Below are 22,415 nucleotides of genomic sequence, written 5' to 3' on the forward strand. Positions count from 1 at the left end.
CCCATGTTGCGTTGGCTCACCTCCGGAGAATCCCACGGCAAGTCCCTCGTCGGCATCATCGAAGGGCTGCCTGCCGGGATAGATCTCACCACCGCTGATGTGCAGCGTGCCCTGGCCCGCCGCCGGCTCGGATATGGCCGGGGGGCACGCATGAAGTTCGAGCAGGACCAAGTGCAGCTGCTCGGCGGTGTGCGCCACGGAGTGACCATGGGCGGACCTGTTGCTATCGAAATCGCCAACACGGAGTGGCCCAAGTGGGACAAGGTCATGTCCGCTGACCCCGTGGACCCAGAAGAGATTCAGGGGCTGGCGCGCAACGCCCCACTGACCAGACCACGGCCCGGACACGCCGACTTCACCGGGATGCAGAAGTACGGCTTCGCCGAAGCCCGGCCGGTGCTGGAGCGGGCCTCCGCCCGGGAGACAGCGACCCGCGTGGCGCTCGGGGCGGCCGCCAACCAGCTGCTGAACTCCCTGGGTATCACCAGTGTGGCGCATACGGTCGCCATCGGCAGCGTCGCGGCACCTGAGGATGCCCCCGTGCCAGCTGCCGCCGACGTGGACGCCCTCGACGCGGACCCGCTGCGCTGCTTCCACGCTGCCACCTCCGAGGCCATGGTTGCTGCGGTCGACGCCGCCCACAAAGCAGGCGAGACCCTGGGCGGGGTCGTGGAAGTGGTCGTGGACGGACTGCCCCCGGGGCTCGGCAGCTATGTGCACTGGGACCGCCGACTTGATGCACGCCTGGCCGGAGCTCTCATGGGCATCCAGGCCATCAAAGGGGTCGAGGTCGGAGACGGGTTTCGCACCGCGGCCCGCCTGGGATCCGAAGCCCACGACGAGATCGAGCTCAACACCGAAGGCCGGGCAGTGCGCACCACCAACCGGGCTGGGGGCATCGAGAGCGGGATGAGCATCGGCGGGACCCTCCGGGTCCGGGCCGCTATGAAACCCATCGCTACAGTCCCGAAAGCTCTGCGCACTGTCGACGTGGCCAGCGGAGAGAACACCACCGCGCACCATCAGCGCAGCGATGTCTGCGCCGTGCCGGCGGCCGGAGTGGTGGCTGAAGCCATGGTCCAGCTCATCCTGGCTCAGGCCGTGCTGGAGAAATTCGGCGGAGACAGCCTCCCCGAAGTCTCCCGGAACCTGCACAGCTACCTCGAATCGCTCCCGGCAATCGGCGCTGATCCGGAGGCCAGCGGACACGAAGGCGACCCGCTGCAGGCCCCGGCAGCCATGCAGCCCTGATGAGCAATATTGTCCTGATCGGCCCCATGGGGTCGGGCAAATCGACTGTGGGGGCCGCACTTGCCCGGCGGCTGGGCCGCCCGCATGTGGACACCGACCATTTTTTCGTCGCCCGGCACGGGCCCATCCGTGAGTATTTCTCCGTCCACGGTGAGGAAGCCTTCCGCGCAGCCGAGGAGCGCCTGGTGGCGCAGCTGCTGGACTCGCCCCGCCCCTCCGTGGTCAGCTTGGGCGGTGGCTCCGTCATGTCCGCGGCTACCCGCGAGCTGCTGAAGTCGCAGTTCGTCGTAATGCTCGATGTCACTGAGGCGCAGGCGAAGGCCAGAATCGGCGACGCCGCGACCCGTCCGGTGCTCACCGAGGGCACCTCAGCACCACCGATCGAGCGCTGGAAACACATCTACGCGGAACGGGAACCGCTCTACCGCGAATGCGCCGACCTCATTGTCAGCGCCACGGAGACCACGATCGAAGACCGAGCCGAAACCATCATTGAGGCCATGAGGAGAGAACGATGAGTACCGAACCCACTGTCATCACAGTCGGCGAAGGAACAGGTGCCGGGGGGCAGGAGCTGGGCTACGGCGTCGTCGTCGGAGAGGGCCTGCTGGCGCAGCTTCCCGGCATGGTGGGGCCCCAGGCAGAGCGGGTCCTGGTCATCCATCCCCGCGCGCTGCGCGCCACCGGCGATGTGGTGCGCGAAGACCTGGAAAAGGCCGGGTATCAGGCAGTGACCGCAGAGATCCCCGATGCGGAAGAGGGCAAGCACATCCAGGTCGCCGCGTTCTGCTGGCAGGTGCTGGGCCAGAACGACTTCACCCGATCAGACGCCATCGTCTCGGTCGGTGGCGGTGCGGTCACTGACGTGGCCGGCTTCGTCGCCGCCACGTGGTTGCGCGGGATACGGATTGTCCACATGCCCACCACGCTGCTGGGCATGGTCGACGCCGCGGTAGGCGGCAAGACCGGGATCAACACCGCTGAGGGAAAGAATCTGGTCGGCGCCTTCCACCAGCCCGCCGGGGTGCTGGCCGACCTGGAGACCTTGGCCACCCTGCCCCGCAATGAGCTGGTCGCGGGACTGGCGGAGGTGGTCAAATGTGGATTCATTGCTGATGAAGAGATTCTGCGCATTATTGAACGCGCCCCGGAGGCCGTTCAGCAGTGGGACTCCGCAGAGCTGCGAGAACTCCTGGAGCGCTCCATCCGGGTCAAAGCCGAGGTGGTCGGACGCGACGTACGCGAGTCCAACCTCCGTGAGTCGCTGAACTACGGCCACACCCTGGGCCATGCGATCGAACTGGCTGAGCGGTATCAATGGCGTCACGGGGCCGCTATCTCCGTCGGTATGGTCTTTGCCGCCGAACTGGCCCGCAGCCTCGGACGCCTCTCGGACGCTGAGGCGGACCGGCACCGCGAGATTCTCACCAGTCTGGGACTGCCCACCACCTACCGGGACGACCGCTGGAACCAGCTCCTGGAGGGCATCCGGCGGGATAAGAAGAACCGCGGTGAGACGCTGCGGTTCGTGCTGCTGAACGCGGTGGGCTCCCCGGCGACTGTGGAGATCCCCGACCCCTCCATCCTGTTCGCGACCTATCAGGAGATTGCTGAACCAGCTTCCACCACCACCATCTCGCTCTGAGGGTGGCTTAGGCTGCAGCCTGTAGGATGGACCGTTGGCATCCGGTAGACCCGGGGCCACCACACCGTGACAAACAGAAGGTAAGACGAACCCGTGGCAACTTCCAATGACATCAAGAACGGCTCTGTGCTCAAGCTGGAGGGCCAACTGTGGAACACCCTTGAGTTCCAGCACGTCAAGCCGGGCAAGGGCGGGGCATTCATCCGCACCAAGCTGAGGAACATCACCTCCGGCAAGGTGGTGGACAAGACGTTCAACGCCGGGGCAAAGATCGAACTGGCCACCGTGGACCGCTCTGACTACCAGTACCTGTATCAGGACGGCGAAGACTTCGTCTTCATGGACCTGCGTGACTTCGACCAGATCACTGTGCCGGCGGCCACCGTGGGCGACGCCGCCAACTTCCTGCTGGAGTCCCAGCAGGTCTCGATCGCGATCAACGAGGGCACACCGCTGTACCTGGAGATGCCCCCATCAGTGGTCCTGGAGGTCACCCAGACTGACCCCGGCCTGCAGGGCGACCGTTCCAAAGCCGGCACCAAGCCGGCCACCCTGGAGACCGGGCACGAGATCCAGGTGCCGCTGTTCGTGGAGCAGGGCACCAAGGTCAAAGTCGACACCCGCAGCTCCGAGTACCTCGGCCGGGTCAACGACTAGCACTGTGGCAAAACGAAGCAAAGCCCGGCAGCGGGCATTAGAGGTCCTCTTCGAGGCCCAGCAGCGCAGCATGGACCCCCATCTCGTGCTGACCACCCGGGTGGAGAAGGGGGAGCTGGTCGTCAATGAATACGTGCGCACCCTCATCGACGGTGTCACCGAGCATCGTGAAGAGATCGATGAACTGTTGGCCACCTATGCCCGCGGGTGGACCCTTGACCGGATGCCCCCAGTGGACCTGGTGGCACTGCGGATCGGGGCCTGGGAGCTGCTTCACAATGAGGAGATCCCCGACGGGGTGGCCGTGGCCGAGGCGGTGACCTTGGTGCGCAAACTCTCCACCGACGAATCCCCAGGGTTCGTCAATGGCGTACTCGGCAGACTGCAGAAGCTCAAACCCACGCTGGGCTGAGCCGAGCGGGGCACCTGATAGGCTGACGCAGACACATCTCGAAGCTCCTTTAATGATCGTCCTGTGAGGCGAGGAAGGAGTCGCAGCGTGACCCGCTCACCTGAGACCGCAACGGTGATGACAGCGGCCGATATTGACCGTGCCCTGACCCGCATCGCCCATGAGATCGTCGAAGCCCAGCGCGGCGTCGGCGAACTGATCATCTGTGGCATCCCGCGCCGCGGCGTGCCACTGGCACAGCGCCTGGGCGCCAAGCTGGCCGCCATCGACCCGGACTTCGACCCGGTTGCCTCGGTCGGCTCGCTGGATGTCACCATGTACCGCGACGACCTGCGCAACTCAGCAGCCCGCACCCCTGAACCGACCCAGCTTCCCGCCCGCGGAATCGACGGGCGCACCGTGGTCCTGGTCGACGATGTGCTCTATTCGGGAAGGACCGTCAGAGCAGCGCTGGACGCCCTGTCCGACTACGGGCGGCCGCAAGCGGTCCGGCTGGCCGTACTGGTCGACCGCGGACACCGCGAGTTACCACTGCGGGCTGACCACGTCGGCAAGAACATCCCGACCTCCCGCAGCGAACGGGTGGGCGTGCGCCTGGCGGAGATAGACGGACTTCCGGCGGGCGAGGAACAGGTGGTGATCATCCGATGAAGCATCTGCTGGACACCCAAGCTCTTGCCCACCGTGACGCGCTGGCGATCCTCGACACCGCCGAGGAGATGACTGCAGTGTCCTCCCGAGAGGTCAAGAAGCTGCCCACACTGCGCGGACGCACTGTGGTCAACCTGTTCTTCGAGGACTCCACCCGCACCCGCATCTCCTTTGAGGCTGCAGCCAAGCGCCTCTCAGCCGATGTGATGAACTTCTCCGCCAAAGGCTCCTCCGTCTCGAAGGGGGAGTCGTTGAAGGACACCGTCCAGACGCTGGACGCCATGGGTGCCGACGCCATTGTCATTCGCCACAGCGCTTCCGGAGCGGCCGCCCAGCTGGCCGCCTCTGACTGGACCGACGCCGCCGTGGTCAACGCCGGCGATGGCACTCACGAACACCCCACCCAAGCTCTGCTGGACGCGCTCACCCTGCGCCGAGGATGGAGCCGCGCCCACGGCGAAAATCCCCGCGGCCGGAACCTCGCCGGTATGCGGGTGCTGATCGTGGGCGATATCGTCCACTCCCGGGTGGCCCGCTCCAACGTGTGGCTGCTGCGCACCCTGGGAGCGGAGGTGCACCTGGCTGCACCGGCGACGCTGCTGCCCTACGGTGCGGAAACGTGGCCGGTGACCATTCATTACAGCCTGGATGAGGCTCTCCGCGAAGCTCCCGACGCGGTGATGATGCTGCGCGTCCAGGCAGAGCGCATGGGGGGAGCTTTCTTCCCCACTGCCGCGGAGTACACCCGGCGCTGGGGACTGACCGATGAGCGGCTCGCGCTGGTGGAGCAACTGCGGCTGGGCGCCACAGACTCCCCGGCGCTGATTCTGCACCCCGGACCGATGAACCGTGGGGTGGAGATCTCCGCCGCAGCGGCGGATTCCCCCCAATCCAGAATCCTGGACCAGGTCGCCCACGGCGTCGCCGTCCGTATGGCGGTGCTGCACCTCCTACTGTCCCAACGTCAACCCGACGGGAGCCTTGATGAGTGAACCCACCACCGCCCGGTTAGCGGTCCAGCCGGCCCCCGGGCCGCACTACCTTATCCGTGGGGCCAGTATCCTCGGCGGCGCCCCGGAGGACCTCGTCGTCCGCGACGGGATCATCGCCAGCGTCGGTGCGGCGGAGACTGCACCGCAGGACCAGGCTCCGCTGGAGACCATTGACGCCAGCGGGCTGATTGCCCTGCCCGGGATGGTCGATCTGCACGTGCACCTGCGCGAACCGGGCCGTGAGGACGCCGAAACGGTGGAGACGGGAAGCCGCGCAGCTGCCAAAGGAGGCTTCACCGCGGTGCACGCAATGGCGAACTCCTCACCGGTGGCTGACACCGCCGGCGTCGTCGAGCAGGTCCACCGGCTCGGTCAGCAGGCGGGCTGGACAGAGGTGTACCCGGTGGGGGCGATCACCCGCGGCCTGCAGGGCAAGGTCTTGGCAGAACTGGGCGCGATGGCGGAGTCCTCCGCACAGGTGCGCATGTTTTCCGATGACGGACACTGTGTCACCAACGCCCAACTGATGCGCCGGGCCATGGAATACGTGAAGACCATTGACGGCTTCGTGGCCCAGCACGCACAGGACGCCGACCTGACCGGCTGGGACACCGACCACGCGGCCCAGATGAATGAGGGCAAAGTCTCCGCCACCCTCGGGCTGCCCGGCTGGCCCGCTGTCGCCGAAGAAGCCATCATCGCCCGCGATGTGCTGCTGGCCGACTATGTGGGTGCCCGGATCCACATCTGCCACGTCTCCACCAAGGGATCGGTGGAAATCATCCGCTGGGCCAAACAGCGCGGCATCCAAGTCACCGCCGAGGTCACTCCGCACCACCTGCTGCTCACCGACGAACTGGTCCGCAGCTACGACCCGGTGTACAAGGTCAACCCACCATTGCGCACCGAAGCGGACACCCAGGCGCTGCGCGAGGCACTTGCTGAAGGGGTCATCGACGTCATCGGCACCGACCACGCCCCGCACCCGGAACAGGCCAAAGAATGCGAATGGAACCAAGCCGCCATGGGAATGACTGGCCTGGAGACTGCCCTGCCGGCAGTTCAGCACGCAATGATCAACACCGGGCTGATCGACTGGCAGCGCTTCGCTGAGATCACCTCCACCCGTCCGGCTGAGATCTACGGCCACACCCACCAGGGTCGCCCGATCGCCGCCGGGGAGCCAGCCAACATCATCCTGGTCGACGCTGATGCCTCCACCACGATCCACCCGGAGACCCACGCCACCAAAGGCCGCAACTCACCGTTCCGGGGTGTAGAACTTCCCGGCCAGGTGCGCCACACCTTCCTGGGCGGGGTGCCGGTGATGCTCAACAGCCAGCTGACCGGCCCACGCAGTGCAGGAGGCGCTGCATGAGCTCCTGGACAGCCTCCGTGACACCAGTGCTGACGCGGGCCCCGGAGATGACCGGGACGTACCTGAACTTCCTGTGGGCCGCCCTGGGTGTGGTCGCGGTCTTCTGCGCGCTGATCTGGCTCGGATGGCGAAACCGGAAGCGCCGGCAGACAGAGTTCCCGGGGCCCCTGGACGTCCCCGCCGATCTGCTGGAGGCCACCCCCCAGGCTGCGGCGGAAGGGATGGTCATCGGTACGGTCAGAGGAGGGCAGTACCTGGATCGGATCGCCGTCCACGAATTGGGCCTGCGCACCACCGGCCGAGTCGAGGTCCACCCCACCGGTGCCGCCATCTTCCGCTCCGGGGTGCGCAACATCTTCATCCCTGCCGCTGACCTGGTCCACGCACGCACCGACCGAGGAATGATCGGAAAGTTCGTGGAGAAGGACGGAGTGGTGATCCTCGGCTGGCGGCTGGGAGCAACCCACGTGGACACGGGGTTCCGGCCACGCCGATCCGATGAGGGCCGGGCGCTGGTCCGGGCGTTGAACGACCTGACTGAAGGAGAGACCACCATATGAGCGACCCTCGCACTCCCGGGACATCACCGGGAGCAGAAGAGACCCGCATCGCCGCGGAGACCGGCGCAGCGCTGCTGGTGCTCGAAGACGGTACCGCCTATGAGGGCAGCGCCTACGGCGCCCGCGGCACCACGCTGGGAGAGGCGGTCTTCGCCACCGGGATGACCGGATACCAGGAGACCCTCACTGACCCCAGCTACGCCCGCCAGATCGTGGTCCAGACCGCCCCACACATCGGCAACACCGGGGTCAATGACGAAGATCCGGAGTCCCGCCGCATCTGGGTGGCCGGCTACGCAGTCCGGGATGCCGCCAGGCTGCCCTCCAACTGGCGGTCAGTGCGCACCCTGGCCGAGGAGCTGACCGAGCAGGGCGTGGTGGGAATCAAAGACATTGATACCCGGGCGGTCACCCGGCGCCTGCGCGACCGTGGCTCGATGCGCGCAGGCATCTTCTCGGCCCAGGGGCTCTACGACGATTCAGGCCAGCGCCGGGCGCTGCCGGAACTGTTGGAGGCGGTGCGGTCTCAGCCCGATATGCTCGGCGCCCGCCTGGCCGAGGAAGTCACCTCCGCCCAGCCGTATGTGATCGACCCCGCAGACCATGGGTGGGACTCCGCCCCGATCGCCACAGTGGCCGCCATCGATCTCGGCATCAAGACAATGACCCCGGTGCGGATGGCCGAGCGTGGACTGCGTGTGCACGTGCTGCCTGCGACCACCACCTATGCAGACATTGAGCAGCTCAACCCCGACGGGGTGTTCCTTTCCAACGGACCAGGGGATCCCGCCACTGCCGAGACGCAGGTCGGACTGCTGCGCGAAGTCCTCGACGCTCGGATCCCGTTCTTCGGCATCTGTTTCGGAAACCAGATCTTAGGACGTGCGCTCGGGTTCGGGACCTATAAGCTGCCCTTCGGCCACCGGGGGATCAACCAGCCGGTGATGGACCACACCACCGGGAAGGTGGAGATCACCAGCCAGAACCACGGGTTCGCCGTCGAGGCTCCCATCGGCGAGACCGTCTCCGCTCCGGAGTCCCGCTTCGGCCGGGTCCAGGTGAGCCACTCGAGTCTCAACGACGGCGTCGTCGAGGGTCTGCGCTGCATGGACCTCCCGGCCTTCAGCGTGCAGTACCACCCCGAGGCGGCGGCCGGGCCCCATGACTCCGCCTACCTCTTCGACCGCTTCGTGGACCTGATGAAGGAGCACCAGAATGCCTAAACGCACTGACCTGAACTCTGTGCTGGTGATCGGATCCGGTCCCATCGTGATCGGCCAGGCCGCTGAGTTCGACTACTCCGGCACCCAGGCGCTGCGAGTGCTCAAAGAAGAGGGCATTCGGGTGATCCTGGTCAATTCCAACCCGGCCACCATCATGACTGACCCAGAGTTCGCCGACGCCACCTATGTGGAGCCCATCAGCCCTGAGGTCATCGCCAAGATCATCGCCAAGGAGCGTCCCGACGCTCTGCTGCCCACGCTGGGCGGGCAGACCGCGCTGAACGCTGCGATCGCACTGGACAAGCAGGGAGTGCTCGAGGAGTACGACGTCGAACTCATTGGCGCCAATATCGCTGCCATCGAGCTGGGAGAGGACCGGCAGAAGTTCAAAGGTGTGGTGGAGCGTTCTGGGGGCGAATCCGCCAGCAGCCGCATCGTCCACTCCATGGAGGAGGCGCTGCAGGCCGCTGAGGAACTCGGCTACCCCATGGTGGTCCGGCCCAGCTTCACCATGGGCGGACTCGGCTCCGGCATGGCCTACGACGAACAGGACCTGCGCCGGATCGCCGGTGCTGGACTGCAGTACTCGCCCACCACAGAGGTCCTCCTGGAGGAATCCATCCTGGGGTGGAAAGAGTACGAATTGGAGATGATGCGCGACGCCAACGACAACGTGGTGGTCGTCTGCACCATAGAAAACCTGGACCCGGTGGGTGTGCACACCGGTGACTCCATCACTGTCGCCCCCTCCATGACCCTCACCGACCGGGAATACCAGAAGCTGCGGGATATCTCCATCAACGTCATCCGGGAAGTCGGCGTAGCCACCGGCGGGTGCAATATCCAGTTCGCCGTGGACCCGAAGACCGGACGTGTGGTGGTCATCGAGATGAACCCCCGAGTCAGCAGGTCCTCCGCGCTGGCCTCCAAGGCCACGGGTTTCGCCATTGCGAAGATCGCCACCAAACTCGCGGTCGGCTACACCCTGGATGAGATCCCCAACGACATCACCAAGAAGACCCCCGCCAGTTTCGAACCGACCCTCGACTACGTGGTGGTCAAGGTCCCCCGGTTTGCCTTCGAGAAGTTCCCCGCCGCCGACCCTACGCTGACCACCACCATGAAGTCGGTGGGTGAGGCGATGGCGATCGGACGCAACTTCACCGAAGCTCTCCAGAAGGCCCTGCGCTCATTGGAGCAGCGCGGCAGCGAGTTCAGCTTCACCCCCAGTGGCGAGGCGTCGGTGCCGGAGCTGCTGGAGGGGATGGCCACCGCCACCACCGACCGCATCTACCACGTGCAGCAGGCCCTGCTCGCCGGTGTTGCCCCGGAAGAGATCCACCGCATCACCGGCATTGACCCCTGGTACGTGGATCAGCTGGCGCTGATCAATGAGACCGCCCAGCAGGTTCAGGCCGCTGAAAGCCTTGACGTCACAGTATTGAAGACCGCCAAGCGGCACGGCTTCTCGGATGAGCAGATTGGTCAGCTCCGGGCCATGGACGCGGCGGTGGTGCGCGGAGTGCGGCACGCGCTGGGGATCCGGCCGGTCTACAAGACGGTCGACACCTGTGCGGCAGAGTTTCCTGCCTACACTCCATACCACTACTCCAGCTACGACCAAGAGGATGAGATCGCGGAGCATCAGAGCCCCTCGGTGGTCATCCTCGGCTCGGGCCCGAACCGGATCGGGCAGGGGATCGAATTCGACTACTCCTGTGTGCACGCCACCATGGCACTGCGCGAGGCCGGTTACGAAACCGTGATGATCAACTGCAATCCCGAAACGGTCTCCACCGACTACGACGTCTCCACCCGGCTCTACTTTGAGCCGCTGACCCTGGAGGATGTTCTCGAGGTCATCGCCGCCGAGCAGCGGACCGGGGGAGTGGCCGGGGTGTTCGTGCAGCTCGGCGGCCAGACCCCGCTCAAACTGGCCCAGCAGCTAGCTGATGCGGGAGTGCCCGTGCTGGGCACCAGTCCCGAGTCCATCGACCTGGCAGAACACCGCGGTGCCTTCGACCAGGTGCTCCAGTCAGCCGGTCTGATCGCGCCCAAAAACGGCACTGCGGTGAGCTTCGACGACGCGAAGGCGGTCGCGGACTCCGTCGGATATCCGGTCTTGGTGCGCCCCAGCTATGTGCTGGGCGGCCGGGGCATGGAGATCGTCTACGACGAGCCAGGCCTGGAGCGTTACATCGCCAACGCCACCGAGGTGACCGCGGCACACCCGGTCCTGGTTGACCGGTTCCTGGAAGACGCCATCGAGGTCGACGTCGACGCCCTGTTCGACGGTCAGGATCTGTACCTGGGCGGCATTATGGAACACATCGAGGAGGCCGGGATCCACTCCGGGGATTCCGCCTGTGTGCTGCCGCCGATCACCCTGGGACCAGATGTGCTGCAGCGTGTGAGAGAAGCCACTGCCGCGATCGCCGCCGGCGTCGGAGTCCGTGGGCTGATCAACATCCAGTTTGCGGTGGCCTCTGATGTGCTCTACGTCATCGAAGCCAATCCGCGGGCCTCCCGCACGGTGCCGTTCGTCTCCAAAGCCACAGGAGTGCAGTTGGCCAAGGCTGCGGCGCTGATCGGCACCGGGGTCAGCATCGAGCAGATGCGCGGAGGCTTGCTGCCCCAGCACGGGGACGGGTCACTGCTGCCGCCCTCCGCGCCGGTGGCTGTGAAAGAAGCAGTGCTTCCCTTCGCCAGGTTCCGCACCCCCCAGGGCCGGGTGGTGGATTCGCTGTTGGGACCGGAGATGCGCTCCACCGGCGAGGTGATGGGCATCGACTCCCACTTCGACACCGCATTCGCCAAGTCGCAGCTGGCGGCGAACAATCCGCTGCCCACCTCGGGCAAAGCGTTCGTCTCCGTGGCCAACCGGGACAAACGCGGTGTCATCATGCCGGTCAAGCGCCTTGCCGACCTCGGGTTCGACATCATCTCTACCGGCGGCACCGCTGATGTGCTGCGCCGCAACGGCATCACCTGTGAGGTGGTTGACAAGATCGCCGACACGCCGGAGAGTGCCGGGACGGTGCTGCCGCTGGTCGAAGCCGGAGAGATCGCACTGATCATCAACACGCCCTCCGGGGGAGACGCCCGCAGCGACGGTTACGAAATCCGTGCGGCCGCCACCAGCCTGGGCATCCCAGTAGTGACCACCATTGCGGAGTTCGGAGCCGCGCTTCAGGCCATCGAAGCTCAGCGCACCCACAGCTGGTCGGTGACCTCCCTGCAGGAGCACGCCGCCGCGCTGCACCGAGCCGGCTTAGCAGTAGCCGGTGGCGCATGAGCACCTTCGGTGCCCGGCTGACACAAGCGCGTGAAACATTCGGTCCCCTCTGCGTCGGCGTGGATCCGCACCCGGGCATCCTCGCCGCCTGGGGGCTGACTGATGACGCCCGAGGCCTCCGGGAATGCGCATTGCGCGTCATCGACGCCTCGGCAGGGCGGGTCGGGGTGATAAAACCGCAGGTGGCCTGCTTCGAACGCTACGGGGTTCGGGGTCTGGAAGCGTTGGCAGAGGTGATTGCGGCGGGGAAAGCTGCGGGCCTGTTAGTCATTGCCGATGCCAAGCGCGGCGACATCGGGTCGACGATGGAGGCCTATGCGGAGGCCTGGCTCAACCCCAGCAGGGATTTCGGGGCGGACGCGCTGACCGTCAGCCCCTATCTGGGATTCGCCACCCTGCAGCCAGCCGTGCACGCCGCCGAAGTGTACGGTGCCGGACTGTTCGTCCTGGCACTGACCTCCAACGCTGAAGGCCAACAGGTCCAGCTGGCCCGGGACCCCTCCGGGGACTGTGTCGCTGGAGGAATTGTCCGCTCGGTCCAAGCTTCCAACGCTTCCATGCCCGGGCACAACGGACTCGGCAGCATCGGCCTTGTGGTCGGGGCCACCACAGCGCATCTGGCCCAGGAGCACGGAATCGACCTGGTCGCAGGCCGGCCCCCGCTGCTCGCACCGGGCTATGGGGCCCAGGGCGCGACCGCCGCGGGCATGCGACGCAGCTTCGGGCCCGCCTGGGACCAAGTGCTGGTCAACTCCTCCCGTGCCATCCTCAGCGGCGGGCCTCACACCTCCGAGATTGTCTCAAATATTGAGCAGGCACGCGCTGACTTGCGGTGACACCGCCTATTGACGGGGAGCCCGTGTCACGTCCTATTGCCCCTGACGCAGATTGCGGCTAGATTCTGCCCAAGGAAAGAACCAAAAGGGGAACGACCTATGTGAAGGAGGGGTCCGGTGGCCCTGCGAGAACTCACCCAGCAGGAACGTGACACGGCACGGCAGAAGGCTCTGGCAGCCCGCGCCGAGCGGGCCGAGGTCAAGCGCGGATTCGGTGCCGGAGCGCTCAGCTTCACCCAGGTTCTGGAGCGCGCCGACTCCTCTGAAGCCATCGCACGGCTGAAGACCATTGAGCTCCTGGAGGCTCTGCCCGGAGTCGGCCGAGTCACCGCGACCAAGATTCTGGAGGACCACGGGGTCTCGGTCACCCGACGGTTGGGCGGCCTCGGGGTGAAGCAGCGTCGGGCGCTGACAGAGCATCTGGCAGAATTGAGCTGATGTCCTCCCCAGCCTCCTCCCCACAGGTCACTGTCCTCGCCGGACCCACCTCAGTGGGAAAGTCCACACTGAGTCGGTATATTCGCACCACCTATCCGCAGGTCCACTTCTCCGTCTCCGCCACCACCCGGCCCGCACGCCCGGGGGAGGTCCACGGGGAGGATTACCTGTTCATCAGCGATGAGCGTTTCGATGAACTCCTGGCCCAGGATGCTTTCCTGGAATGGGCCGTGGTTCACCAGCGGCACCGTTACGGGACCCTGACGTCGACGGTGGAAGAGGCCCTTGAGCAGGGAAAGAACGTGCTGCTGGAGATTGATCTTCAAGGCGCACGCCAAGTCCGCGCGAAGCTGCGGGCCGCTCAGTTCGTCTTCTTGGCACCGCCCAGTTTTGAGGATCTGGTCCACCGCCTCATCGGACGTGGAACGGAGTCTGAGGAGGAACAACAGCGCAGATTGGAAACCGCTAGAATAGAACTCGCGGCGGAACCAGAATTCGATGTCACCATCATCAATGACGACATCGACAGAGCCGCACGTGAACTCATTGCCCATATGGGCATCGCACTGACGACCAACGCTTAAGGAATCTGAGTGACTGAGAAGCTCGAAGGCATCATTGACCCGCGGATCGACGACCTCATGACGAAGGCCGATTCGAAGTACTCGCTGGTGCTTTTCGCCTCCAAGCGGGCCCGCCAGATCAACAACTACTACGCTCAGCTGCACGAAGGGCTCTTCGAGCACATCGGGCCCCTGGTGGAGACCAAGCTCAATGAGAAGCCACTCTCGATTGCCCTGCGGGAGATCAACGAGGACCTCCTGGTCCAAAAGCCGGCAGCTGAGGCCACCGCAGCCTGACCCGGCGCGCCCCTATGCGCATAGTCCTAGGCGTCTCGGCGGGTATCGCCGCCTATAAGTCGGTGCACCTGGCCCGGCTGCTGAAGGAAGACGGCCATCAGGTCGATGTGATCCCCACCTCCAGCTCCCTCGAGTTTGTGGGACGGGCCACCTGGGAAGCCATCAGCGGTCGCCCAGTCAGCACCACGGTCTTCGAAGGTGTGGACGAGGTCCGCCATGTGCGGTTGGGCCAGGAGGCAGACCTCGTGGTGGTGGCACCGGCGACTGCGGATCTCCTCGCGAAGATCCGCGCCGGTATGGCAGATGACTTAATGACAACCACCCTCCTAGCCACAGAGGCCCCGACTCTCCTAGTGCCGGCAATGCACACCGAGATGTGGCGCAATGCCGCGACGCGCGAGAATGTGGCCGGTCTTCGGGCTCGCGGGATTGAGGTCATGGAGCCCGCCGTGGGCAGGCTGACCGGGAAAGACTCTGGGCCTGGACGAATGCCCGAGCCGTCTGAGATCTACGCCCGTGTGCAGCAGCTGCTCGAGCCGGACCACGCCGAGTCACTGCCTGCAGGCACGCTGAACGGTCGGCGTGTGCTCGTCTCCGCCGGCGGCACCCGCGAACCGTTGGATCCCGTGCGATTCTTGGGCAACCGCTCCTCCGGCAAACAAGGCCTGGCACTGGCGCGGGCGGCCCAGGCAGCGGGGGCGGAGGTCACTCTCGTCGCGGGGTCCATGGCCTCGGGCGTCGACCTCGGCGGTATCGACACAATCTCGGCGGAAACCACCGAGCAGATGCACGCCGCTGTACTTGACCACGCGGCAGAGTCGGATGTGCTGATCATGGCCGCTGCGGTGGCGGACTTCCGTCCCGCCGGGTACACCACGACCAAGATCAAGAAGACTGACGATGCGGCAGATCCGGTGATCCAACTGCAGCGCAACCCCGACATCCTCGCCGAGGTGGTCCAACGGCGCGCACAGAGCGGCGGCGGTCCTGAGGTCATCGTCGGCTTCGCTGCTGAAACGGGCGACGACACCCACGCTCCGCTTGAGCTGGCTGAGCAGAAACTGGCGCGCAAGGGCTGTGACCTGCTGGTGCTCAACCACGTCGGTGAAAACCTGGTCTTCGGCCAGGACACCACCGAAATCCACATCCTGGCCTCCGAGCACGCGCAACGGATGCTCGGTGAGGCTCACCCGCTGCACGTCACCGGCAGCAAAGCCCAAGCGGCAGAAGCGGTGGTTGCACAGGCAGCCCGGCTGCTGAGCATGCCCGAAGGTTGAGGCTGAGCCCACGCGTTGCGCCATATGACACCCACGCGGTGCGAGCCTACGGTGCAGGTTAGGATAACCCGGTGAGCTCTCCAGACTTCCTGCGCCTGTTTTCCTCCGAGTCAGTGACGATCGGGCACCCCGACAAGATCTGCGACCAGGTCTCTGACGCCATCCTTGATGCCCTGCTGGCAGAAGACCCCGACTCCCGGGTCGCGGTCGAGGCGCTGACCACCACCGGCCTGGTGCACGTCGCAGGTGAGGTCACCACCAACGCTTATGTGGAAATTCCGCAGATCGTCCGCTCCACCCTGCTCGGCATCGGGTATGACTCCTCAGCCAACGGGTTCGACGGCGCCCGGTGCGGAGTGTCGATTTCCATCGGGCAACAGTCGCCCGATATCGCCGGAGGAGTGTTCAACTCCCTGGAAGCACGTTCCGGGGCTCATGACCCCCGTGCGGCGCAGGGGGCCGGCGACCAGGGCATCATGTTCGGCTACGCCACCAATGAGACCGAGACCTACATGCCCACCCCCATCGCATTGGCCCACCGGCTCTCTGCACAACTGACCAGAGTCCGTCAGGAGGGTCAGCTGGATTACCTGCGTCCTGACGGGAAGACCCAGGTCACCATCGGATACGACGGCGCAAGACCAGTCTCTCTGGGCACTGTGGTGGTCTCCACCCAACACACCCAGGAGACCAGTCAGCAGCAGCTGCACTCCGACATCTCCGAGGCTGTGATCGCCCCGGTCATTGCTGATTCAGGGTTGGATACAAACGGGCTGGAAGAGATCATCAACCCCTCAGGTCCGTTCGTCGTGGGGGGGCCGGTCGGTGACGCAGGTCTGACCGGACGCAAGATCATCGTTGACACCTACGGTGGATTCGCCCGGCACGGCGGTGGCGCGTTCTCCGGAAAAGACCCCTCCAAGGTCGACAGGTCTGCCACCTACGCGATGCGCTGGGTAGCGAAGAACGTGGTGGCTGCAGGCCTCGCCGACCGCGCGGAGATTCAGATCGCCTACGCCATCGGCCGGGCGCACCCGGTGGGCATCTACGTCGAAACCTTCGGCACCGAGCACGTGGATCCGGCAGCAATCTCCAAGGCTATCGGGGAGGTGTTCGACCTGCGCCCGCTGGGCATCATCGAGGACCTCGACCTGAAGCGCCCCATTTATACAGAGACCGCGAAGAACGGGCACTTCGGCCGGCCGGAGTTCCCGTGGGAGCAGCTCAACCGTGTGGAGGAGCTGCGTTCACACTTCGGCGCCTGAGCGCCGGCTGAGCGGCGGCTGCGGCCGCGCACCGAACCAGGCTGCCTACATCGCACCTCCGGCATGTCAGTGCCTCAGGATAGGATCGCTGCGGACGGAGGAGGTGACCGGACGTGACCGACCGTGAGGGTGAGCAGCCAGCCCTGCTGGAGGCACTCGCCCCGGCGCCGGCAGCCAGACTGCCCCCTGGCACGGCTGCGGACCAACCGGTGGCCCAGGTGCTGCTGGAGTCGCCGGTGCCGCACCTGGACCGGGTTTTCGACTACGCAGTCCCTGCAGAGATGGACACCCAAGCGGTGGTCGGATCCCGGGTCAAAGTGCGCTTCTCCTCCCGCGAGCTCTCCGGCTATGTGGTCAGCCGCGCGGCGAGCACCACCGCCCCGAGGCTCTCCCCAATCAGCAAAGTCGTCACCCCGCTGCCCCTGCTCTCGGCGGAGATTCTCATGCTCTGCCGTGAGGTCGCCCACCGTTACGCCGGAGTGACCGCAGATGTGCTGCGTGCGGCTATTCCACAGCGCGCCGCACGTGTGGAGCAGGAATTCGTCGGCTCCGAGGCGCCCCCGCCGGCGGAGACGACCGTCAATCACGGGCCGCGTGAGGCGGCGCTGGCACTGCAGTCCTTCGGCGCTGATGGATGGCCCAGCATGGTCGTCCAGGCGGTGCAGCAGGCACGGTCTGCTGGCAGAAGCGTCATCGTCGTCCTCCCCGACCAGCGCGACGTCGACCGCGTGCGGCCGCTGCTGGAAGGTGACTTGGGGGTATCAGAAGTGGCACAGCTGACCGCGGAGATGGGACCGACCCCACGGTACCGGTCCTATCTGCGCCTTCGGTTCGGGCACGCGCGGGTTGCGGTGGGCACACGCTCGGCAATATTCGCCCCCGTGGTCGAGCCGGCGCAGATTCTGGTGTTCGACGACCACGATTCCAGCCACCTGGAGCCGCGGGCCCCCTATCACCACACCCGTGAAGTCGCGCTGCTGCGCAGCGTGCACACCGGAGCGGGGCTGCAGTTCCTCTCCACCTCGCGCAGCCTGGAGATCCAGCGGCTGGTCGAACGTGGGTGGCTCAGCGAGCGGACCCCGGTGCGGGACCTGCGTGCTGCGGGGACGCCGCTGGTCACCGCAGCACGGGACTCCTATCAGCAGGAGCGCGACCCGACGCTGCAGCGCGCCCGGCTTCCCGGGGTGGCGTACCGGACTGCTCGCGAGGGTCTCGAGCGCGGCCCGGTCCTGGTTCAGGTCGGACGGACCGGATTCATTCCCGCGGTGCTCTGTGAGCGGTGCCGCTCACGCCAGCGGTGCCCTGAGTGCCACGGTCCCTTGGCGCTGCCTGGCCACTTCGGCCAGTCCGACACGCTGTGCTGCCGCTGGTGTGGCCTGCACCAAAGGGGCCACCGGTGCCCAGAGTGCGGCGAAGGACGCTTCCGGGCAGGGGCGGTGGGGGCTGACCGCACCGCCCAGGAGCTGGGTAGGGCATTTCCGAACCTGCCGGTGATCTCTTCCACCAGTGATCATCCGGTCTCCAAGGTCCCCGACCGGCCTGCGCTGGTCATCAGCACCCCCGGAGTCGAACCGGTCGCCCCGGACGGCTACGCAGCAGCCCTGCTGCTTGACGGTGATGCGCAATTGGCCAGAGAAGGGCTCGACGTGCCCCGCCAGGTGCTGGCCCGGTGGTTCTCCGCCGCATCTCTGGTCCGTGCTCGCGGCAGCGGCGGGGCGGTGGTGGTCACTGCCGAGGACCCCGAGCTCACCGGCGCCTTGGTCCGGTGGGACCCGACAGGTTACGCCCGCCGGGAGCTGTACCGCAGGCTGGAGCTGGGACTGCCCCCTGCGGTGCGGATGCTCACTGTCACCGGCCAGGGCCAGGACGCGGAGAGCTTCGTCACCCAGGTGCGCCTCCCAGCGGGATTGGAGTGGGTGGGTCCCGCTCCGGTCAGCGAGGGCACACACCGCTGGATGCTGTTCTTCAGCTATGCCCAGGCCGCTGAGGTGATCGCCGAAGTCACCCGAGCCCGGCGCACCGGTTCGGCCTATTCGGCAGGCCAAGGCAAGGCCCTGCGCATAGCAGTCGACGACACCCCGGCACTGCAGTTCTGATCAGCTGCGTGGGTTTCAGACGCTTCAGGAGCCGACTGTTCCGACAAACCGCCGGACCGACCGGGCCAGCTGGGCGGGTTTCTCATAGTGCACCAGATGACCAGCACCACGAATGATCTCCAGCTGAGCGTGGGGCAACAGATCCCGCAGACCACGCAGGCCCGCAGGCGTGCTCAGGCTGTCCTGCGAGCCGGCCAGCAGCAGCACAGGCGCCTCCACGCTCGGAGCGTACTGAGAGACAGTATGCCGGCTGGAGGCGCGGTAGGACTCCAGCAGCGTCCGCCGGTCCCAGTAGCCGCCGAAAAACTGCCGGTGCTGATCCTTCACGAAAGCCTTCAGATCGTCATCCCACCCCACGCCCAACGTGAAGTTCATCACCTCCAGCGCTGCCGGCGATCGCAGCACGGCATCGGCTGCAGCTTCGGGAAGCACCTGGCACAGGCGGTAATACATCTCCACGGCAGCGGCACCCGGGAGCAGCCGGCCGCGGAAGATACTGTCACTGATCGGGGCGCTGAGCACCACACCGGCCCAGCCCCGATGGTGCTGGACGCAATGGGCGGCACAGACGATGGTCCCGAATGAGTGCCCCATCAGCACGTCGCCAGCACCCAGGTGAAGCGCCTGGGCCAGACCATCCACCGCTGCGGCGTAGAGTTCCACCGAATGCTGCAGGGGCCCGGCATCCACCTGGGACAGCGGGGGAGACTGCCCATACCCGGGCAGATCCGGCACCAGCACCTCGAACTCCGGCAGCCCGTCGGCGATGAGCTGCATACCGTGATGGTCGCCGCGGAAGCCGTGGATCAGCAGAAGCCGTGCTGCCCCGGCAGCTGGGCCCTGCGGGGCGTATCTCCAGACTGCCACCTCGCCGGCGACCTTCTGCCCCTGGGCCTCGCTGCGGATGGGGATCTTCAGCTTCTCCGGTGAGCGCCGGGGGTACTCGGCCCAAGGCGCGGGAAGGAAGCGGGGCTGCGTCGTCGGCCGTGTATTTCCCACGAGGGACAGCGTAGCGACTCTGCTGACCCTCTAGACTGTTCTGAGTCGAATATCCGTGAACTGTGTAAGGTGCGCACCTGTGAGCGAAACCGCTGAAAAGCAGTCCTACGACTTCCGAACGATCGAGGCCACCTGGCTGCCGTTCTGGGAGCAGGACGGGACCTTCGTTGCTCAATCCGAGGACGAGCGGCCCAAGAAGTACGTCTGCGACATGTTCCCCTACCCCTCAGGGGACCTGCACATGGGGCACGCGGAGGCCTTCGCCATCGGCGACATCCCGGCCCGCTACTGGCGCCTGCGCGGGTACAACGTGCTGCACCCGGTCGGGTGGGACTCCTTCGGACTTCCCGCGGAGAACGCCGCCATCAAGAACAACGCACATCCAGCTGAGTGGACCTACCGCAACATCGACACCCAGGCCGCCAGCTTCAAGCGCTACGCCATCAGCGCCGACTGGACCCGCCGGCTGCACACCTCCGATGAGCTCTACTATCGGTGGACCCAGTGGCTGTTCCTGAAGCTCTACGAGCAGGGCCTGGCCTACCGCAAGGACTCCCCGGTCAACTGGTGTCCCTCCTGTCAGACTGTGCTGGCCAACGAACAGGTCGTCGCCGGGGTCTGCGAGCGGTGCGGGACCCCGGTGACGAAGAAGTCCCTCAACCAGTGGTACTTCAAGATCACTGACTACGCCGACCGGCTGCTGGACGATATGGAGCAGCTGGAGGGCACGTGGCCCGAGCGGGTTCTGGCGATGCAGCGGAACTGGATCGGGCGGTCCGAGGGCGCCCACGTAGACTTCGCCATCGACGGTGGCCACACCGTGACCGTCTTCACCACCCGGCCCGACACCCTCTTCGGTGCCACGTTCTTTGTGGTGGCCGCTGACGCGCCACTGGCCACAGAGCTGGTCACCGACCAACACCTGGGCGAGCTGGAGGCTTACCGGGAGCAGCTGAAATCTGTCTCGGACATCGAGCGTCAGGCCACCGACCGGAAGAAGACCGGGGTGTTCCTCGGCGTGCACGCCACCAACCCGGCCACCGGAGCGCAGATGCCGGTCTACGCCACCGACTACGTGCTGGCGGACTACGGCACCGGCGCGGTGATGGGGGTACCGGGTCAGGACCAACGAGACTGGGAATTCGCCAAGACCTTCGACCTGCCGATTGTGCGCACCGTGCAGCCGCCCGAGGATTTCGAGGGCGAGGCCTACACCGGTGCTGGGGAGGCGATCAATTCTGCCCACGGGGACATCTCCCTGAACGGCATGGAGGTGGAGCAGGCCAAGGCCACCATCATCGAATGGCTCGAAGATCAAGGCGCTGGCCGCAGCACCATCAACTTCCGGCTCCGCGATTGGCTGGTCTCGCGCCAGCGGTTCTGGGGAGCGCCGATCCCGATCATCCACTGCCCCGGCTGCGGGGAAGTCCCCGTCCCCGAGGACCAGCTTCCGGTGAAGCTGCCCACCGATATGCGCGGCGAGCAGCTCGCCCCGAAGGGCCAGTCACCGCTGGCCTCCAATGCCGACTGGGTCAATGTGCCGTGCCCGCGGTGCGGAGCAGCTGCGAGCCGGGACACTGACACCATGGACACTTTCGTGGACTCGTCCTGGTACTACCTGCGCTACATCGACCCCACCTCCACAGAAGCCATCTTCCCCACCGATGCGACCAACCACTGGCTGCCGGTGGACCAGTACGTCGGCGGCGTGGAGCACGCCATTCTGCACCTGCTCTACTCACGGTTCATCACCAAGGCACTGCATGACATGGGGCTTATTCACTTTGTGGAGCCGTTCCGCGCGCTGCTGAATCAGGGGCAGGTGCTCAACGGAGGTAAAGCCATGTCCAAGTCCCTGGGCAACGGCGTCGATCTGGGGGAGCAGCTCGATGAGTACGGCGTCGACGCCGTCCGCCTGACCATGGTCTTCGCCTCCCCGCCGGAGGACGATGTGGACTGGGCCGACGTCAGCCCCGCGGCGAGCCAGAAGTTCTTGGCCCGAGCCTGGCGACTGGCCCAGGACGTCACCAGCGCACCAGGGGTGGACTCACGCGCCGGGGCGCAGCGGCTGCGCGCGGTCACCCACCGGACAATCGCTGATGCCCAAGCGCTGTTGGACGACCAGAAGTACAACGTGGTGATCGCCCGAGTGATGGAGCTGGTCAACGCTGCGCGCAAGGAGATCGACTCAGGTGCGGGGCCGGCCGATCCGGCGGTCCGCGAAGCGGCCGAATTCACCGCGCAGGCGCTGTCGCTGGTGGCGCCCTACACTGCTGAGGACATGTGGGCCAAGCTCGGCCGGGAGTCCTCCGTGGCAAACTCTGCCTGGCCCGCCTATGAGGAGGCTCTGCTGGTCCAGGACACCATCACCGCAGTGGTCCAGGTCCGCGGAAAGCTGCGGGATAAGCTGCAGGTGCCGGTGGACATCACCGAGCAGGAGCTGGAGCAGCAGGCACTGTCGCTGCCGAAGATCCAGAAATACATTGCCGACGACGGCGGTGTTCGCAAAGTCATTGTCCGCGCGCCCAAACTCGTCAATGTCGTCACCGGGTAGCCACACAGGCTGACGCTGAGGCCCTG

Annotated in this window: 20 protein-coding genes; 19 read left to right on the forward strand and 1 reads right to left on the reverse strand. The window is 66.0% G+C overall.

Annotation, left to right across the window (positions count from 1 at the left end; translation table 11 throughout):
* Positions 1–3 precede the first annotated feature (3 nt).
* From aroC to FEF27_RS02085, 18 genes are all read left to right on the forward strand, one after another.
* The gene (gene aroC / locus FEF27_RS02000; protein ID WP_138169156.1) at positions 4–1,251 is read left to right on the forward strand and encodes a chorismate synthase; all 1,248 of its coding nucleotides are present in this window, start codon (positions 4–6) and stop codon (positions 1,249–1,251) included.
* On the forward strand, positions 1,251–1,769 hold the full coding sequence (locus FEF27_RS02005; protein ID WP_138169157.1) for a shikimate kinase: 519 nt from the start codon (positions 1,251–1,253) through the stop codon (positions 1,767–1,769). Before aroC ends, FEF27_RS02005 begins: the two co-directional genes overlap by 1 nt.
* Complete coding sequence (gene aroB, locus FEF27_RS02010) at positions 1,766–2,896, forward strand: 3-dehydroquinate synthase (protein ID WP_138169158.1); 1,131 nt, start codon at positions 1,766–1,768, stop codon at positions 2,894–2,896. Before FEF27_RS02005 ends, aroB begins: the two co-directional genes overlap by 4 nt.
* A gap of 93 nt (positions 2,897–2,989) precedes the next feature.
* Complete coding sequence (gene efp, locus FEF27_RS02015) at positions 2,990–3,553, forward strand: elongation factor P (RefSeq protein ID WP_138169159.1); 564 nt, start codon at positions 2,990–2,992, stop codon at positions 3,551–3,553.
* A 4-nt stretch (positions 3,554–3,557) separates the two neighbouring features.
* Positions 3,558–3,965 (forward strand): transcription antitermination factor NusB, encoded by a 408-nt coding sequence (nusB, locus tag FEF27_RS02020; RefSeq protein WP_138169160.1) that lies wholly within the window; start codon positions 3,558–3,560, stop codon positions 3,963–3,965.
* Between the two features lie 87 nt (positions 3,966–4,052).
* Positions 4,053–4,616, forward strand: a complete 564-nt coding sequence (gene pyrR / locus FEF27_RS02025) for a bifunctional pyr operon transcriptional regulator/uracil phosphoribosyltransferase PyrR (RefSeq protein WP_138169161.1) — start codon at positions 4,053–4,055, stop codon at positions 4,614–4,616.
* The gene (locus tag FEF27_RS02030; protein WP_138169162.1) at positions 4,613–5,608 is read left to right on the forward strand and encodes an aspartate carbamoyltransferase catalytic subunit; all 996 of its coding nucleotides are present in this window, start codon (positions 4,613–4,615) and stop codon (positions 5,606–5,608) included. The genes pyrR and FEF27_RS02030 overlap by 4 nt, the downstream gene beginning before the upstream one ends.
* Positions 5,601–6,986 carry a dihydroorotase gene (locus FEF27_RS02035; RefSeq protein WP_138169163.1) on the forward strand — a complete coding sequence of 462 codons (1,386 nt, stop codon included), beginning with the start codon at positions 5,601–5,603 and terminating at the stop codon, positions 6,984–6,986. Before FEF27_RS02030 ends, FEF27_RS02035 begins: the two co-directional genes overlap by 8 nt.
* Positions 6,983–7,546: a PH-like domain-containing protein gene (locus FEF27_RS02040; RefSeq protein ID WP_138169164.1), complete on the forward strand. Its 564-nt coding sequence runs from the start codon at positions 6,983–6,985 to the stop codon at positions 7,544–7,546. Before FEF27_RS02035 ends, FEF27_RS02040 begins: the two co-directional genes overlap by 4 nt.
* Positions 7,543–8,769, forward strand: coding sequence for a glutamine-hydrolyzing carbamoyl-phosphate synthase small subunit (gene carA, locus FEF27_RS02045; RefSeq protein WP_138169165.1), 1,227 nt, complete (start codon positions 7,543–7,545; stop codon positions 8,767–8,769). Before FEF27_RS02040 ends, carA begins: the two co-directional genes overlap by 4 nt.
* Positions 8,762–12,064 carry a carbamoyl-phosphate synthase large subunit gene (carB, locus tag FEF27_RS02050; RefSeq protein WP_138169166.1) on the forward strand — a complete coding sequence of 1,101 codons (3,303 nt, stop codon included), beginning with the start codon at positions 8,762–8,764 and terminating at the stop codon, positions 12,062–12,064. Before carA ends, carB begins: the two co-directional genes overlap by 8 nt.
* Positions 12,061–12,900, forward strand: a complete 840-nt coding sequence (pyrF, locus tag FEF27_RS02055) for an orotidine-5'-phosphate decarboxylase (RefSeq protein WP_138169167.1) — start codon at positions 12,061–12,063, stop codon at positions 12,898–12,900. Before carB ends, pyrF begins: the two co-directional genes overlap by 4 nt.
* 117 nt (positions 12,901–13,017) lie before the next feature.
* Complete coding sequence (gene mihF / locus FEF27_RS02060; protein WP_138169168.1) at positions 13,018–13,338, forward strand: integration host factor, actinobacterial type; 321 nt, start codon at positions 13,018–13,020, stop codon at positions 13,336–13,338.
* Positions 13,338–13,922, forward strand: coding sequence for a guanylate kinase (gmk, locus tag FEF27_RS02065; RefSeq protein ID WP_138169169.1), 585 nt, complete (start codon positions 13,338–13,340; stop codon positions 13,920–13,922). The genes mihF and gmk overlap by 1 nt, the downstream gene beginning before the upstream one ends.
* Positions 13,923–13,931: 9 nt before the next feature.
* On the forward strand, positions 13,932–14,198 hold the full coding sequence (gene rpoZ / locus FEF27_RS02070; protein ID WP_138169170.1) for a DNA-directed RNA polymerase subunit omega: 267 nt from the start codon (positions 13,932–13,934) through the stop codon (positions 14,196–14,198).
* A gap of 14 nt (positions 14,199–14,212) precedes the next feature.
* The gene (gene coaBC, locus FEF27_RS02075) at positions 14,213–15,475 is read left to right on the forward strand and encodes a bifunctional phosphopantothenoylcysteine decarboxylase/phosphopantothenate--cysteine ligase CoaBC (RefSeq protein ID WP_138169171.1); all 1,263 of its coding nucleotides are present in this window, start codon (positions 14,213–14,215) and stop codon (positions 15,473–15,475) included.
* Positions 15,476–15,546: 71 nt separating this feature from the next.
* A complete protein-coding gene (metK, locus tag FEF27_RS02080; protein ID WP_138169172.1) occupies positions 15,547–16,740 on the forward strand; it encodes a methionine adenosyltransferase in 1,194 nt (397 codons plus the stop codon).
* Between the two features lie 113 nt (positions 16,741–16,853).
* Positions 16,854–18,836: a primosomal protein N' family DNA-binding protein gene (locus tag FEF27_RS02085; RefSeq protein ID WP_138169173.1), complete on the forward strand. Its 1,983-nt coding sequence runs from the start codon at positions 16,854–16,856 to the stop codon at positions 18,834–18,836.
* Between the two features lie 24 nt (positions 18,837–18,860).
* On the opposite strand, the gene FEF27_RS02090 is transcribed toward FEF27_RS02085, so the two are convergent.
* Positions 18,861–19,835 carry an alpha/beta fold hydrolase gene (locus tag FEF27_RS02090; protein ID WP_138169174.1) on the reverse strand — a complete coding sequence of 325 codons (975 nt, stop codon included), beginning with the start codon at positions 19,833–19,835 and terminating at the stop codon, positions 18,861–18,863.
* Positions 19,836–19,875: 40 nt separating this feature from the next.
* Between FEF27_RS02090 and leuS the strand changes: the two genes are divergently transcribed.
* Positions 19,876–22,389, forward strand: a complete 2,514-nt coding sequence (gene leuS, locus FEF27_RS02095) for a leucine--tRNA ligase (protein WP_424991665.1) — start codon at positions 19,876–19,878, stop codon at positions 22,387–22,389.
* Positions 22,390–22,415 lie beyond the last annotated feature (26 nt).

This window comes from Nesterenkonia sphaerica, assembly GCF_005771565.1.
Lineage (GTDB): Bacteria > Actinomycetota > Actinomycetes > Actinomycetales > Micrococcaceae > Nesterenkonia > Nesterenkonia sphaerica.

What these genes read in the sequence shown, in the direction of transcription:
- coaBC (WP_138169171.1), top strand. Translation starts at nt 14,213, where the DNA reads ATGCGCATAGTCCTAGGCGTCTCGGCGGGTATCGCCGCCTATAAGTCG.
- FEF27_RS02030 (WP_138169162.1), top strand. Translation starts at nt 4,613, where the DNA reads ATGAAGCATCTGCTGGACACCCAAGCTCTTGCCCACCGTGACGCGCTG.
- FEF27_RS02005 (WP_138169157.1), top strand. Translation starts at nt 1,251, where the DNA reads ATGAGCAATATTGTCCTGATCGGCCCCATGGGGTCGGGCAAATCGACT.
- aroC (WP_138169156.1), top strand. Translation starts at nt 4, where the DNA reads ATGTTGCGTTGGCTCACCTCCGGAGAATCCCACGGCAAGTCCCTCGTC.
- carA (WP_138169165.1), top strand. Translation starts at nt 7,543, where the DNA reads ATGAGCGACCCTCGCACTCCCGGGACATCACCGGGAGCAGAAGAGACC.
- carB (WP_138169166.1), top strand. Translation starts at nt 8,762, where the DNA reads ATGCCTAAACGCACTGACCTGAACTCTGTGCTGGTGATCGGATCCGGT.
- aroB (WP_138169158.1), top strand. Translation starts at nt 1,766, where the DNA reads ATGAGTACCGAACCCACTGTCATCACAGTCGGCGAAGGAACAGGTGCC.
- FEF27_RS02040 (WP_138169164.1), top strand. Translation starts at nt 6,983, where the DNA reads ATGAGCTCCTGGACAGCCTCCGTGACACCAGTGCTGACGCGGGCCCCG.
- pyrF (WP_138169167.1), top strand. Translation starts at nt 12,061, where the DNA reads ATGAGCACCTTCGGTGCCCGGCTGACACAAGCGCGTGAAACATTCGGT.
- gmk (WP_138169169.1), top strand. Translation starts at nt 13,338, where the DNA reads ATGTCCTCCCCAGCCTCCTCCCCACAGGTCACTGTCCTCGCCGGACCC.
- FEF27_RS02035 (WP_138169163.1), top strand. Translation starts at nt 5,601, where the DNA reads ATGAGTGAACCCACCACCGCCCGGTTAGCGGTCCAGCCGGCCCCCGGG.